This is a genomic window from Streptomyces ortus, assembly GCF_026341275.1.
Classification (GTDB): domain Bacteria; phylum Actinomycetota; class Actinomycetes; order Streptomycetales; family Streptomycetaceae; genus Streptomyces; species Streptomyces ortus.
The window spans coordinates 6,966,469-6,980,428 of record NZ_JAIFZO010000002.1 but is presented as its reverse complement, the minus strand read 5'-3'; the positions used below and the strand labels follow the sequence as shown (position 1 = coordinate 6,980,428).

Sequence of the window (13,960 nt, the reverse complement as noted above, 5' to 3'; positions counted from 1 at the left end):
CCGTCGGTCGTCATCGATCCCGGCCGTCATTGGTCCTGGCCGTCGTCGGTCCTGGTCGTCACCGGTCCTGGTCGTCGTCACCGCTCGAACAGGTCGGGCTCCTCACGGAGGACCTGGTCGCGCAGCGGCTGGAAGTTGATCCAGCCCATGTCGTCGTTGCCGAGCTGGTCCCGTGCCGCACTGGCGGTCCTGTGGTCGATGTGCACCACCCGGCCGGCGGCCTTGGCCAGCAGCTGTGCCTGGCAGGAGCGTTCCATCGTGATGAACCACCAGGCCGCGGCCTCGACCGAGCGTCCGACGGTGAGCAGCCCGTGGTTGCGCAGGATCACCGCCTTGTGGCCGCCGAGGGCGACGGCGATGCGCTTGCCCTCCTCCAGGTCGGTCACCACGCCGTTGTAGTCGTCGTAGAGGCCGTGCGCCTCGTAGAACGCGCAGGCGTCCTGGGTCAGCGGTTCCAGCATCGCGCCCATGGACGCCAGTGCCTTGCCGTGGAGGGAGTGGCTGTGTGCCGCGGACACCACCTCGGGGCGGGCGCTGTGGATCCGCGAGTGGATCGCGAACGCCGACTCGTTGACGTGGTGCCGGCCCTCGACCACCGCACCCTGGGCGTCGACGAGGACCAGGTCGCCCTTCCGGACGTGCTGGAAGGAAACCCCGTAGGGGTTGGCCCAGAAATAGTCCGTGTGCTCCGGGTCGCGGGCCGTGATGTGCCCGGCGGTGCCTTCTTCGAAGCCGAATTTCCCGAAGAGGCGAAATGCCACCAGGAGACTCTCCTGACGGTGTCTCCGTTCTTCCTCTACATCCTCGTACGATCGCGGCCAGCGAAAGAACAGTTGATCTTTCGGTATTGGCTTGAGATCATGAAGACTCATACGTCGACTCCACCCCCGTGGATTTTGACTGAGCCGATTCTCGCGTATGCCAGGCATCGCCTAGATCGCTTTGGAGGCTACCCCAGAGTCGCCGAGCCGTGTCAATCCCGTTATCGCAAAGAGCAATTTTGCGATCGCCTCAATATCGTTTCGAACAATGGCCGGATCGCGCTCCCGGAATGATTTCCTCGGGTCGGACAAAACACCCGTGAGGCACCACCCGCAGCATGGAGCCACAGGCTCCTCGATGAAAATTCAACATCTGTTCTGTCAGTTTTTGCCCAGAAAATTACGATAAATATTCATAGCCGATCAAGTGCCGTCCTTAACGTGGTGGCTGATCCTGCCGCCCGCTCCTTACAGTCGGCATATGCACGCTGCGGTTACTGACTCTGTTCACTCCTTGTGCGACGACTACGTCACCCGCTACGCAGACCTGGACCCCGTCGCCGCCACCGTTCGAGGCATCGCCGGCCACGAGAGCCGGCTCACCGACTACTCGCCCGCGGGCCACCGGGCCCGCTCCGACCTGAACACCGCGGCCCTGGGTGCCGTGTCCGCCGCCCGGCCGCGGGACGCCGCCGAGGCCACCGCCCGAACCGTCTTCACCGAACGGGTGAGGAGGGAGATGGAGATCCACGACGCCGGACTCGACAGCGCCGCGCTCAACGTGATCGAGAGTCCGGTACAGCTCCTGCGCTCGGTCTTCGACCTCATGCCCACCCGTACCCCGGCCGACTGGGCGGTGATCGCGTCCCGGCTGGCCCGGGTCCCGGCGGCCGTGACAGGCCTGCGGGACGGGTTGCGCCACGCCGCCTCCCGCGGCACGGTGGCGGCGTTGCGCCAGGTCACGGGGTGTGCGGCACAGTGCGACAGCTGGGCGGCGGGATACTTCGCCACGCTGACCGCCGACGCCGACGTACCGGCCGCACTCCGTGCGGACCTGGACGCGGGCGTGCGGGCGGCCCGCGCCGCCTACTCCGGGCTGGCCCGTTTCCTGCGCGACGAGCTGGCTCCGGCGGCGCCGCTGCGGGACGCCGTCGGCGCCGACACCTACCGCCTGTGGCTCCGCTACTTCACCGGTGCCGTGCTGGACCCGGCCGAGGTGTACGCCTGGGGCTGGCAGGAGTTCCTCACCATCGAGGCCGAACTGCGGCAGGTGGCCGACCGGATCGCGCCAGGCGCCGGCCCGCGCGGGGCGGCGGCCGTACTGAACGCCGATCCGGCCTGGCTGGCGGAAGGGGCGGAGGCCTTCCGGCGCTGGGCACAGGAGCTCTCCGACACGGCGTCGGCCGAGCTGCGCGGGTCGCACTTCGACCTCCCCGGGCCGCTGGCGACGCTGGAGAACCGGATCGCGCCGGCGGGCGGCGGCACGTACTACACCGGACCCTCGGACGACCTCTCCCGGCCGGGCCGGGTGTGGTGGTCACTGCCCGCGGGCCGGACCCACCACCCCACCTGGCGCAAGGTGACCACCGTGTACCACGAGGGCGTTCCCGGCCATCACCTGCAGGTCGGCACCGCCGTGCTGCGGGCCGGCACGCTCAACCGCTTCCAGCGGCTGCTGTGCCATGTGTCGGCCCACAGCGAGGGCTGGGCCCTGTACGCGGAGCGGCTGATGCGGGAACTGGGCCACCTGAAGGACGACGCGTCCCTCATGGGCATGCTGGACGCGCAACTGTTCCGGGCGGCCCGGGTCGTCATCGACACCGGTATGCACCTCGAACTGCCCATTCCCGCCGGCGTCGGCTTCCACGAGGGCGAACGCTGGACACCCGGACTGGGCCGGGACTTCCTGCTGACCCGCACGCTCATCGACCCGGGCGCCGTGGACGAGGAGATCGACCGTTACCTGGGCTGGCCGGGCCAGGCCCCCTCGTACAAGCTCGGCGAGCGGGTGTGGTGCGCCTCCCGCGACGAGGCCCGCCGCCGCCATGGCCCGGCGTTCGATTCCAGGGCGTTCCACAGCCACGCGCTGGGTCTGGGCGCCATGGGCCTGGACACGCTGCGCGAAAGCCTGGCGGCCCTGTGAACGGCCATTCCGTTTGAGGCTCTTCGCCCACGCATTACAGAGGCGGAGCATCCGTACATCGTGCAGGCCAAACCGTCGATTCACGAATGGGGGGAGCCACGTGTTTCCCGCGGAACCGTATTGGTGCTCCGTTCCGGAGAGAAATTCTGCGACACCGGCAATCCGTCATTGACCCGGTGTCGAATACCAGAAGCCACACAAGAGGAAAGTACCGGCTGCGACCACCGCCTCAGCGGCGGGCGGCTGCCCCGGAAGAATCCATGAATGGGCGGTACGGGCATCATGCTCGATTCTCTCGCGCAGGACATTCTCGCGCACGGCCGACGCGCACCCGGCGCCCCGGCGCTGCTGTGGAACGGCACCACGCTCACCTACGGCGAACTGGCCGCTCTCGCGGACACGGCCGCCGTCCGGCTCGCCGCGCCGGACCTCCGCGGGGACGCCCCGGTCGCGGTCCGCGCGGTGAAGTCCCCCACGTCACTCGCCCTGGTGCTGGCCTGTCTGCTCGCCCGGCGGACCGTGCTGCTGCTCTCCCCCGACCTGGGCCGGCCGGTCGCGGCCCGGCTGGCGGAACGGGCGGGCTGCGGCGGCCTGCTGGTGCCGGGCACGGACGGGGACGCCGCACTCGAAGCGATCCCGGGGCCCGCCCGGCCGGCGTCACCCGGCGCCGCGCTGCTGCTCACCACCTCGGGCTCGACGAAACTGCCGAAGACCGTCCGTCTGAGCCGCGCCGCGCTGGACCGCTTCACCCGCTGGGCCGGGAGCGCCTTCCCGCTCGGCGCGGGCCACCGGGTGCTCAGCTACGCCCCGCTGAACTTCGACCTCAGCCTGTTCGACGTCTGGGCGACCCTGCGGCACGGCGGCTGTGTGATCCCGGTGGACCCCGGCCTGGCCGCCGACCCGCGTTACGCGGTGCGGCTGCTCAGGCAGACACGGCCCGAGGTCGTCCAGGCGGTGCCCACGCTGCTGCGCCCGCTGGCCGGGGCCGGGACGGACGCGGCGCCCTTCACCTCGGTCCGCCATGTGCTGCTCACCGGCGAGCACACCCCGCGTTCCCTGCGCGCCCGGCTGGCCCGGCTCTTTCCCCGGGCCGAGTTCCACAACGTGTACGGCTGCACGGAGACCAACGACAGCCTGCTGTACTCGTGCGGCGCACGGGAGGCGGCCGACCTGGAGACGCTGCCGCTGGGCAGCCCGCTGCCGGGTGCCCGCGTCCGGCTGGTCGGCGGCGGCGGCCGGGAACTGGACGGCCCCGGCACCGGCGAACTGCTGGTGCACACCCCGTTCCAGGCGGACGGGTACCTGGGCGCGGAGGACCCCGACGACCGGTTCGTACGTCCCGCGCCGGGCAGCTCGGAGCCGGTCTGGTTCCGGACCGGCGATCTGGTCCGGCGCGACAGCGAGGGCGCGTTGACCCTCGTCGGGCGTGACGACTTCCAGGTCAAGGTGGGCGGTGTCCGGGTCAGCCCGGAGGCCGTGGAGCAGGTGGCGCAGAGCCACCCCGAGGTTTTGGAGGCCGCGGTGGTCGCACTCGCGGCGCCCGGCCCCGGCACCCGCCTGCACGCCCTGGTGCGGGTCGCCCCGGACTGCGCGGTCACCGGCCTGCAACTGCTCACGCACTGCTCCGCCTGGCTGCCCCGGGCGGCCGTCCCCACCGTCCACCTCACCCGCGAGCCGCTGCCCACCGGCCTCACCGGCAAGGTCGACCGCGCCCAGGTGCGGTCCGTCATCGCGGCCCGGCACCACGCCCGTTCGAACCGACCCACTCAACCGGAGTCCTCAGCATGAACCTGCGGCACGAGATCACCCACCACATCGTCTCCACCTATCTGCCCGACACCCCCGCCGCGGACCTGGAACCGTCGCTGGACCTGTTCGACACGGGGGTGGTGAACAGTCTCCAACTGCTGGAGCTCATCGGCTGGCTGCGGGAGCGCTACCGCCTCCCGGTGGAGGACCTGGACCTGTCGCTCCAGTCCTTCCGGTCGGTGGCGGCCATCCAGGACTTCATCGAGACGAACACGCCCACGAGCGCCACACGTGCCACAAGCGCCACCGGCACCACCGGCGGAGAGACGCCCTAGGGGAAAGACATGCTGATACGCACGAAGGAAGAGGCTCCGGTCGTCGAGTGGGGCAACGGCCTGAGCCACCGCCTGCTGCTGCGGGCCGACCGGATGGGCTTCTCCTTCTGTCACACCGTGGTACGGGCGGGCACGAAGTCACGCCTTGAGTACCGCAGGCACCTTGAGGCCTGCTACTGCATCACCGGGCGGGGATGGATCTCCCTGCCCGACGGGAGCGCCACCCACGAGCTGCGCCCGGGCGTCCTCTACGCCCTGGACCAGCACGACGCACACTTCCTGATCGCCGCGCCGGACACCGACCTGGAGCTGATCAGCGTCTTCAACCCGCCCCTGCAGGGCGGCGAACGGCACAACCTGGACCAGGACGAGTTCTCGCACTACTGAACGAACCACGACCACTGCCTGCCGACGGGGGAACCATGAGGCACTGGACAGACGAGCAGAGGGCGCTGCGGACCACCGCGGAGGCCGTCGGCGCCGACCTGGGCGCCGGACACCTGGAGAGGGACGCCCGCGGCGAGTTCGCGTGGGACGGCTGGAGACACCTGAGCGCCATCGGGCTCTTCGGGACTCCGTTCGACGGCGCCTGGGGCGGTTCGGGCCGCGACCTGCCGACCACGATGTACGTCTTCGAGGGCCTGGGGTACCGCTGCCCCGACGCCGGGCTGGTCTTCTCCGCGTGCACACACGTCGTGAGCACCGGCGTTCCTCTCCAGCGGTTCGGTTCGAAGGAACTGAAGGCGCGGTACCTGCCGAAGGTGTGCGCCGGCGAGACGATCGGAGCGCACGCCATCACCGAGCCCGACGGCGGCTCGGACGTGCTGGCGATGCGCACCACCGCCCGGCGGGAGGGCGGGGAGTTCGTACTCGACGGCGGCAAGGCCTTCGTGACCAACGGTCCGATCGCCGGCCTCGTGGTGGTGTACGCGCGTACCGGGGCTCCCGGGCACCTCGACGGCATCACGGCGTTCCTGGTCCCGACGGACACCCCGGGGGTGGCGCTCGGCCGCCCCCTGGCGAAGATGGGCCTGCGCACGTCACCGCTGTCCGAGCTCTTCCTGACGGACGTCCGGATCCCCCGCTCGCAGGTGCTGGGGGCGGTGGGCTCCGGGTTCCTGGTCCTCGACGAGGTCATGAAGTGGGAGATCCTGTGCGGCTTCGCCGGGATCCTCGGCGAGATGCAGCACCGGCTGGAGCGCTGCGTCGAACACGCCCGCGGCCGTACCCAGTTCGGCCGGCACATCGGCGCCAACCAGGCCGTCTCGCACCGCATCGTGGACATGCAGATAGGCGTGGAGACCGCCAGGAAGTGGCTCTACGACACGGCGGACAGACTCACCGCCGGACAGAGCGTCACCACCGACCTGGCCATCACCAAGCTGGTGGTGAGCGAGGCCAACGTCGCCTCCGCCCTGGCCGCCGTACAGATCTTCGGCGGACACGGCTACACCGCGGAGTACGGCCTCGAAGGAGACCTGCGCAACGCGGTCGCCGGAACGATCTACTCGGGCACCTCCGAGATCCAGCGCGAGCGGTTGGCGGCCTTCCTCGGACTGTCCCGGCCCACCGCCGCCCGGGGCGTGAAGGAGCGGACGACATGACGACCGGGACCGGCACGGGGCTGAGGCCCACGAAGTTCCTGGACCACGAGTCGCCGGTGGTTCGCGAGTTCGTCCGCGAAGCCCTGCGCACGACGGATCCCGGCAACCAGGTGGACGCCGCCGTGGCCCTCTACTACGCCGTCCGCGACGGCATCCGCTACGACGTGTACGACTGCGACCTGTCCGCCGACGGCCTCAGGGCGAGCAGCGTCATCGAACGCGGCGCGGGATTCTGCGTCCACAAGTCCATCGTCTACGCCGCCGCGGTACGCGTCGTGGGCATCGGGAGCCGGCTCGTCTACGCGGACGTGCGCAACCACCTCGCCTCGCCCCGGCTGCGCACGCTGATGGGCGGTGACGTCTTCCGCTTCCACAGCCTGGCCTCCGTACGGCTGAACGGCGCCTGGGTCAGGGCGACTCCGGTGTTCAACGCACTGCTGTGCACGCTGTACGGCATCAGGCCGCTCGACTTCGACGGACGCGCGGACAGCTACTACCACCCCTACGACGAGCAGGGCCGGCGCCACATGGAGTTCCTGGCCATGCGGGGCGAGTTCGACGACTTCCCGTACGCGGAGGTCGTCGGCGGCATCCGGGCGGCGCACCCCCTGCTGTTCGCGGGCGCGCACACCACGACCGCGGGCTCACTCGTGTCCGAAGCGACCGGGACGACCCCGGTGGAGGGACCCTGACATGGAGAAGACGAAGTTCCTGCTGGGCGAGGAAGACACGCCCACGCACTGGTACAACCTCTCGGCGGACCTCCCGGGAGACCCGCTGCACGCCGCCCTCGACCCCGCGACCCGGGAGCCGCTGACCCGCGCGGAGATGGCGGCCACCATGCCCGAGCCGCTGATCGACCAGGAGACGAGCACCGCCCGGGAGATCGAGATTCCGGAGGAGGTGCGCCGTGTCTACACCTTGTGGCGCCCCTCTCCCCTGTTCCGGGCGCACCGGCTGGAGCGCGCCCTGGACACCCCGGCCCGTATCTACTACAAGTACGAGGGCGGCGCCCCGACCGGCAGCCACAAGCCCAACACCGGTATTCCGCAGGCGTACTACAACAAGCTGGCGGGCCGGACCGGGCTGGTCACCGAGACCGGCGCCGGCCAGTGGGGCAGCGCGGCGGCGCTGGGCGCGGCGTTCTTCGGCATGACCGCCAAGGTCTTCATGGTGAAGGTGAGTCACCAGCAGAAGCCCTACCGCCGGGCGCTGATGGAGACCTACGGCAGCGAGTGCGTGGCGAGCCCGAGCACGCACACGGCGGTCGGCCGGAAGATCCTCGCCGACGACCCCGACAACCCCGGCAGTCTCGGCATCGCCACCTCCGAGGCCCTGGAGACGGCCGCCGAGGACCGGTCGCTGGGGTACGTGCTCGGCAGCGCCGCCAACCACGTGCTGCTGCACCAGACCGTGATCGGCCAGGAGGCCGTGCGGCAGATGGAACTCGCCGAGGACCATCCCGACATCGTCATCGGCTGTGCGGGCGGCGGCAGCAACCTGGCCGGTCTGGCCTTCCCCTTCCTCGGCGCCCGGCTGCGGGGCGGCAGGCCCGTACGGATCATCGCCGTGGAGCCGACCGCCTGTCCCACCCTGACCAGGGGCACGATCGCCTACGACTACGCGGACTCGGCCGGCCTCGGCCCGCTGTTCCGGATGCACACCCTCGGCCACGGCTTCGTACCGCCGCCGGTGCACGCCGGAGGGCTGCGGGCGCACGGCATCGGACCGGCGGTGAGCCGGGCCGTCGAGGACGGACTGATCGAGGCGACGGCCGTGGGCCAGGTCGCCTGCCTGGAAGCGGGCGTCCGGTTCGCCCGTACCGAGGGCATCCTGCCGGCCCCCGAGTCCACCCACGCCGTCCGTGTCGCCATCGACGAGGCGCTGCGCTGCCGGGAGGAAGGGCGGTCACGGGCCATCCTGTTCGGCCTGTCCGGACACGGGCACTTCGATCTGGCCGCCTATCAGAAGTACGCGGCGGGCGGGCTGACCGACGGGGAGGCCGACAGTCACGGGCTTGCGGTGGCCGCCGCCGGCATCCCGGTGGCGGGTGTGGCATGAGCGCGCGGCCGTCCCCCGCGTACGCCGCCCGCGCCACGCGCCCGGCCACCCGGGCCGCCGTGGTGGACGCCGACGGCATGGGCGCCTTCCTGCCCGGAGCGCTGGCCCGCGAGGGCGTACGGAGCGTCCTGGTGCGATCGGATGCCCCGAACCCACACCTGGCGAACCACCCGGACCTGACGGACCTGGCGCCGGAGGTCACGCATCGCGGTGAGGTGGCCGCCACGGCCGACGCGCTGCGCCGGTACGGAGTGGACCGCGTGGTCGCCGGCGCCGAGTCGGGCGTACTGCTGGCCGACGCGCTGTCCGCCGAACTCGGCACGCCGGGACACGGGATGAGCCGGCCGTCGGCCCGGCGGGACAAGTACGAGATGGCCTGCGCGGTGCGGGAGTCCGGGCAGGCCACGGCGGACTGTCTGGCCACCGACAGCGCCGACGAGGTGGTCGCGTGGGCCCGCGGGCACGGCCGGTGGCCGGTCGTGCTGAAGCCACTGGCCAGCGCCGGTACCGACAACGTCCTGTTCTGCCGTTCGACGGCACAGCTGCGGGCCGGGGTGGCCGCCATCACGGCCGGTCGCGACCGGTACGGCGGCCGGAACCTCGCCGTGCTCGTCCAGGAGCATCTGGCGGGCGAGGAGTACTTCGTCAACACCGTCAGCAGTGGCGGAGTACACCACGTGGTCGAGGTGTGGCGCTATCACAAGCGGCCGGTCGGGGACCGTCCGATGTACGACCACGAGGAGCCCGTGCCCCCGGACGACCCGGTGGTCGGCGAGCTGACGGCGTACACGCTGCGGGTGCTCGACGCGCTGGAGATCCGCAACGGCGCGGCCCACACCGAGGTGATCAGGACCGGGCGGGGGCCCGTACTGGTGGAGTGCGCGGCCCGTCACGGCGGTTCGCACACGCCGTCCGTGGTGTCCCGGTTCCTGGGCACCGACCAGCTGGCGTGTCTGGCGCGCGCCGTCGCGCGTCCCGATCAGGCCGCGCTGGGGCGGTTGCCGCGCTGTCGCCCGCGTGCCCACCTGCGGTACGTCACCCTTCTCTCCCCCCGGGCCGGCGGCCCGCTGTCCGCCGAACGGTTCGCGCGGGTACGGGCCCTGGGCACGTTCGTCGAGATGGCGCTGACCATGCCGGAGGGCACCGTGCTGCCGCGCACGAGGGACCTCGCCTCCTCCCCCGGCTACGTGTACCTGGCCTCCGCGGACCCGGCCCGCGTGGCGGCGGACCACCGACGGCTGCGCGCGCTGGAGCACGGCGACCTGTACGGCCCGGCGACGACCACCACCCCACCCGGCGAAAGGTATGGAGACCGATGAGCCTGACGAACGAGACCTTCTCCGGTCTGTCCGAGTACCCCGCGGGCTGGACGCACACCGCCAAGCAGATCTTCCCCGGGCCGCCGCTGGTCGTGCCGGGGGCCTGTCTCAAGTGGTACGACATCCGCCGTGCCGACGACGAGGCGGCCCCGCACGTCACGGACGAGGCCCGCACGTTCCTCGCCGAGCGGGCGGCGGCCAAGGAGCTGGAGTTCCGCGGGGAGCTGGGGTTCGTGCTGCTGCACCTGGACGGCGGCACGTACTACCTGCTGATCTGCGTGTGGCGGGAGCGGGACGAGATGTGGCAGGGCCTGTTCTACCGGGACGACGGGGGTTTCCTGCCGTACCCGCCCAAGCCGGGACTGCTGCGGCCCACCCAGAACGTGGTCGAGCTGGACGCCACCTCGCACGAGCGGCGCGGCTGGTCGCGCTATCTGCGTTCGGCCCGGGACACCGCCGCGAAGCAGGCGTACCTGGACGACGTGTGCACCGGGGAGCTGGTGTAGCCGATGTCCTGGACGACACCGACGCCCCGGAGGGTGGTCATCCTCGGAGTGGCCGCGAGCGACTGCCATGTCGTGGCCAACCAGCTCATCGCCCGCTTCCTGCGGGACGAGGGCTTCGAGGTGGAGAACCTCGGAGCGTGTACGCCCGTCGAGGAGTTCGCCCTGGCATGTGTGCGACGTCCCGAGGCGGAGGCGCTCCTGGTGGGCAGCCTGAACGGGCACATCCACGAGGATCTGCGGGGGCTGCGGGAGGCGAAGAGGTCGGGGCGCGTGCACTGCCCGGTGGTGGTCGGCGGGAACCTCTCCGTGGGGAGCAGCAAGAGCGTCCTGTCGGACCAGCGGCTGTACGCACTGGGAGTGGACCGGATCGTCCACGACCCGGCCGGCCTCCCCACCGTCCTGACCGAACTGCGCACGGCGGGCGGGCGGGCCGTGGGCGCGGCGGCGGGGGCGGGGGCCGCGTGGTCCGGACACGCCCGCGCCTCATGACCGGCCCACCCGCGACCGACCGCTCCGGGCCGGCGTTGCCGTGCCGGGCCGGGGGCACGGCATCGGGCACCGCCCCGGCCCCGGAAACCGAGACCGCCCCGGGTCCCCGCGCCGGCACGGCGACCGGCACCGACCCCACCACACCGTCCGGCATCGACCCCGGCACGGGACTCGGCAGGGACCCGGGCACACGGTCCGGTACCGGCCCCGGCACGGGGACCGGTAACGACCCCACCACACCGTCCGGCACCCACCCCGGCGTGGGGACCCGCACGGACCCGGGCACACCGTCCGGCACCCGCCCCGGCGTGGGGAGCGGTGGGAGTCGGCGCGCCGGGCGTGGGGGTGGGCTGCCGAGTCTGCGGGAGGTCGTCGCCTACGTCGGCGCGCTGGGCAAGCCCGGTGTGGCGCAGGTCCTGGCGACGGCCCGCGACCGCGGCCGGGTGGCGGTCCAGCCCCGCTGCGGGGTGGCCGAACACGCCGGCATGCGGGCCCTGTTGCGCTCGCTGGAGGCGGAGGCCGCACCGGACGTGCTCACCCTGACCATCGACTCGCACACCCGGCTGCGGCGGTTCGAGGAGGCGCGACGCCTCCTGGCCACCCGCCCCCAGGAGCTCAACGGCTACCCGCTGGTGGCGCACGGCTGGCGCCGGGCCCGGGACCTCAACGAGGCGGTCGCCGCGCCGCTGGAGGTGCGGCACGGCTCACCGGAGCCGCAGCGACTGTTCGACACGGCCGTCGCCGGGGGGATCACCTCGTTCGAGGGCGGAGGCATCTCCTACAACCTGCCCTATTCCAAGGAGGTGCCCCTGGCGGTGTCGCTGGCGGCCTGGGACCGCGTCGACCGCCGCTGCGGCGAACTGGCCGAGCTGGGACTCGTCGTGGACCGCGAACTGTTCGGCACGCTCACCGCCGTCCTGGTCCCGCCGTCGATCAGCCTCGCGGTCAGCGTCCTCGAAGCGGTACTCGCCGCGCGGGCCGGAGTGCGCTGCCTGTCGGTCGCGTACCCGCAGGGTGGTCACCTGGAACAGGACGTGGCCGCGCTCACCGCCGTCCCCGTGCTCGCCGAGCGCTATCTGCCGCCGGGCGTCGCGGTCCACCCCGTACTGCACGAGTTCATGGGCGTCTTCCCCCGCGCGCGCCGCCACGCCGAGGACCTGATCCTCTACGGCGCGCTGGTGGCGCGGCTGGGCAGAGCCTCGAAGATCATCACCAAGACCCACCAGGAGGCGTCCGGGATCCCGGACGTCCGGGCGAACATCGAAGGGGTGCGACTGGCCGACCGGGCCAACTCCCCGCTCCTGGGCTTCCTCTCGGTCGACGAGGGGCGGGTGCGCGAGGAACGCCGCTGGATCCTGGCGGAGGTCGCCGAGATCGTCGGTCCGGTGCTGGAGGGGCGCACGGCCGGTCCCGGAGCGCTCGCCGGGGCGATCGTCGATGCCTTCGCCGACGGCACGCTGGACATCCCGTTCAGCGCCAGCCGTTTCGCGAGGTCGCAGATCGTGCCCCGCCGCGACCCCGAGGGCGCGATCCGGTACCTGTGCGCCGGGGCCCTGCCCCTGTCGGCGGAGTCGCTGCGACGCCACCGCGACCTGCTGGCGGGGCCGCGCGGCTGTCTGCCGTCGGCGGCCTCGCTCCCCGCGATCCTGCTCGCCGACATCAACTACTTCCCCAGCCTGTTCCGCGAGGAGCCCGAATGAGGAACCCCAAGCGCGTCCTGCTCATCGGGGGCACCCCGAAACACCTGCGGAAGGCGGTGGATCTCGGACTGGGGGTGGTGTACGTCCAGTTCGAGGACGAGTTCGCACCCGAACTGCGCCCCCTGACCGAGGCCGTCCTCCTCACCGACTACACCGACTGGCAGGCCCTGCGACCGCTGGTGGAGTCGGCGTACGAGACCTGGGGCTTCTCGGCGGCCGTCTCGCTCACCGAGCCCGGGCTCGACCCGGCCGCCCGGGTCAACGACCTGTTCGGTCTCGGCGGCACGTCCTACGAGGTCAGCCACCGCTTCACCGACAAGTGGCTGATGCGCCGCAGGCTCGCCGAGGGACCGCAGGTCGGCGCCCGCCGGGTGGCCGCCGAACTGCTCACCGACGGCGACGACTTGAGCCGGTTCGGAGCCGCGCACGGCTACCCGTTCATCGTGAAGCCCACCAGCGGCACGGCCAGCTTCGGTGTCGTCGAGGTGGATGGCGCGGATGCGCTCGGAAGGGTTCGGGAGCGGGTCCACGGGCTGCGCACGGCCGCGGAACATCCGTTGACCGGCGCGTACGACATCGAGCGGTTCATGATGGAGGAGTACGTCCCGGGGCCGCTGTACAGCGTGGAGACCTTCAGTTTCGACGGCCGGCACGTGGTGCTCACCGTCACCGAGGCGATCACCCGCCCGCGGACCCACGTCCATGAGGGCCACGCCCTGCCGGCCAGGCTGTCCGCCGAGGACGAGGAGTTGATGGCCGACACCGCCGGGCGCTTCCTGCGGTCGATGGGGTTCCGCGACGGCCCCGCGCACACGGAGATCATCCTCAGCCCGCGGGGCCCGGTGATCTGCGAGTCGCAGAACCGGGTGGGCGGCGCCCAGCTGACCGACATGATCGACGCCGTGTACGGGTGCGATCCGCAGTCCCTGGCCCTCTCCTGGGCGCTGGGTCTGGCGGACCCGCTGCCCGGCCGCCCGGTGGCCCGGGGCGCCGCCGCGAGCTGGCTGGTGGTGGCCGAGCAGGGACGGGTCGAGCGCGTGGAGGGAGTGGAGCGGGTACGCGCCGACCCGGACACCCTCACCGTCGGCCTCGGCGTGGTGCCCGGAGACCTGGTCCGCCCGCTGGAGGGCCAGTGGGACGGGCTGGGCCACATCTCGGCCCTCGGCCCCGACACCGACGCCGCCATCGCCGCGTGCCGGCGCAACCTGCGAGCGATCAGGATCCACACCCGTGCGACCTGAGGACCTGACCCGGCGGCGGGCCGCGGCCCGGCCACCCGGAACACTCGCGTCC

At 71.9% G+C, this 13,960-nt stretch carries 13 protein-coding genes; 12 read left to right on the top strand and 1 reads right to left on the bottom strand.

Annotation, left to right across the window (positions count from 1 at the left end):
- Positions 1-77: 77 nt before the first annotated feature.
- Positions 78-872 carry a class II aldolase/adducin family protein gene (locus K3769_RS33750; protein ID WP_267030035.1) on the bottom strand — a complete coding sequence of 265 codons (795 nt, stop codon included), beginning with the start codon at positions 870-872 and terminating at the stop codon, positions 78-80.
- A 403-nt stretch (positions 873-1,275) separates the two neighbouring features.
- Between K3769_RS33750 and K3769_RS33745 the strand changes: the two genes are divergently transcribed.
- The 12 genes from K3769_RS33745 to K3769_RS33690 all read left to right on the top strand — a co-directional run bounded on the left by K3769_RS33745 (position 1,276) and on the right by K3769_RS33690 (position 13,908).
- Complete coding sequence (locus K3769_RS33745; protein WP_267030034.1) at positions 1,276-2,904, top strand: DUF885 domain-containing protein; 1,629 nt, start codon at positions 1,276-1,278, stop codon at positions 2,902-2,904.
- Between the two features lie 264 nt (positions 2,905-3,168).
- Positions 3,169-4,692, top strand: coding sequence for an AMP-binding protein (locus K3769_RS33740; protein ID WP_267030033.1), 1,524 nt, complete (start codon positions 3,169-3,171; stop codon positions 4,690-4,692).
- On the top strand, positions 4,689-4,988 hold the full coding sequence (locus tag K3769_RS33735) for an acyl carrier protein (protein WP_267030032.1): 300 nt from the start codon (positions 4,689-4,691) through the stop codon (positions 4,986-4,988). The genes K3769_RS33740 and K3769_RS33735 overlap by 4 nt, the downstream gene beginning before the upstream one ends.
- 9 nt (positions 4,989-4,997) lie before the next feature.
- Positions 4,998-5,375 (top strand): ectoine synthase, encoded by a 378-nt coding sequence (locus tag K3769_RS33730; protein ID WP_267030031.1) that lies wholly within the window; start codon positions 4,998-5,000, stop codon positions 5,373-5,375.
- 35 nt (positions 5,376-5,410) lie between these two features.
- A complete protein-coding gene (locus tag K3769_RS33725; RefSeq protein WP_267030030.1) occupies positions 5,411-6,592 on the top strand; it encodes an acyl-CoA dehydrogenase family protein in 1,182 nt (393 codons plus the stop codon).
- Positions 6,589-7,284 carry a transglutaminase-like domain-containing protein gene (locus tag K3769_RS33720; RefSeq protein WP_267030029.1) on the top strand — a complete coding sequence of 232 codons (696 nt, stop codon included), beginning with the start codon at positions 6,589-6,591 and terminating at the stop codon, positions 7,282-7,284. The genes K3769_RS33725 and K3769_RS33720 overlap by 4 nt, the downstream gene beginning before the upstream one ends.
- A gap of 1 nt (position 7,285) precedes the next feature.
- Positions 7,286-8,653 carry a TrpB-like pyridoxal phosphate-dependent enzyme gene (locus K3769_RS33715; protein ID WP_267030028.1) on the top strand — a complete coding sequence of 456 codons (1,368 nt, stop codon included), beginning with the start codon at positions 7,286-7,288 and terminating at the stop codon, positions 8,651-8,653.
- A complete protein-coding gene (locus K3769_RS33710; RefSeq protein WP_267030027.1) occupies positions 8,650-9,972 on the top strand; it encodes an ATP-grasp domain-containing protein in 1,323 nt (440 codons plus the stop codon). The genes K3769_RS33715 and K3769_RS33710 overlap by 4 nt, the downstream gene beginning before the upstream one ends.
- On the top strand, positions 9,969-10,478 hold the full coding sequence (locus K3769_RS33705; protein ID WP_267030026.1) for a hypothetical protein: 510 nt from the start codon (positions 9,969-9,971) through the stop codon (positions 10,476-10,478). The genes K3769_RS33710 and K3769_RS33705 overlap by 4 nt, the downstream gene beginning before the upstream one ends.
- A 3-nt stretch (positions 10,479-10,481) precedes the next feature.
- A complete protein-coding gene (locus K3769_RS33700; protein ID WP_267030025.1) occupies positions 10,482-10,967 on the top strand; it encodes a cobalamin-dependent protein in 486 nt (161 codons plus the stop codon).
- A complete protein-coding gene (locus K3769_RS33695; RefSeq protein ID WP_267030024.1) occupies positions 10,964-12,667 on the top strand; it encodes a methylaspartate mutase in 1,704 nt (567 codons plus the stop codon). Before K3769_RS33700 ends, K3769_RS33695 begins: the two co-directional genes overlap by 4 nt.
- The gene (locus tag K3769_RS33690; protein WP_267030023.1) at positions 12,664-13,908 is read left to right on the top strand and encodes an ATP-grasp domain-containing protein; all 1,245 of its coding nucleotides are present in this window, start codon (positions 12,664-12,666) and stop codon (positions 13,906-13,908) included. Before K3769_RS33695 ends, K3769_RS33690 begins: the two co-directional genes overlap by 4 nt.
- Positions 13,909-13,960: the final 52 nt, after the last annotated feature.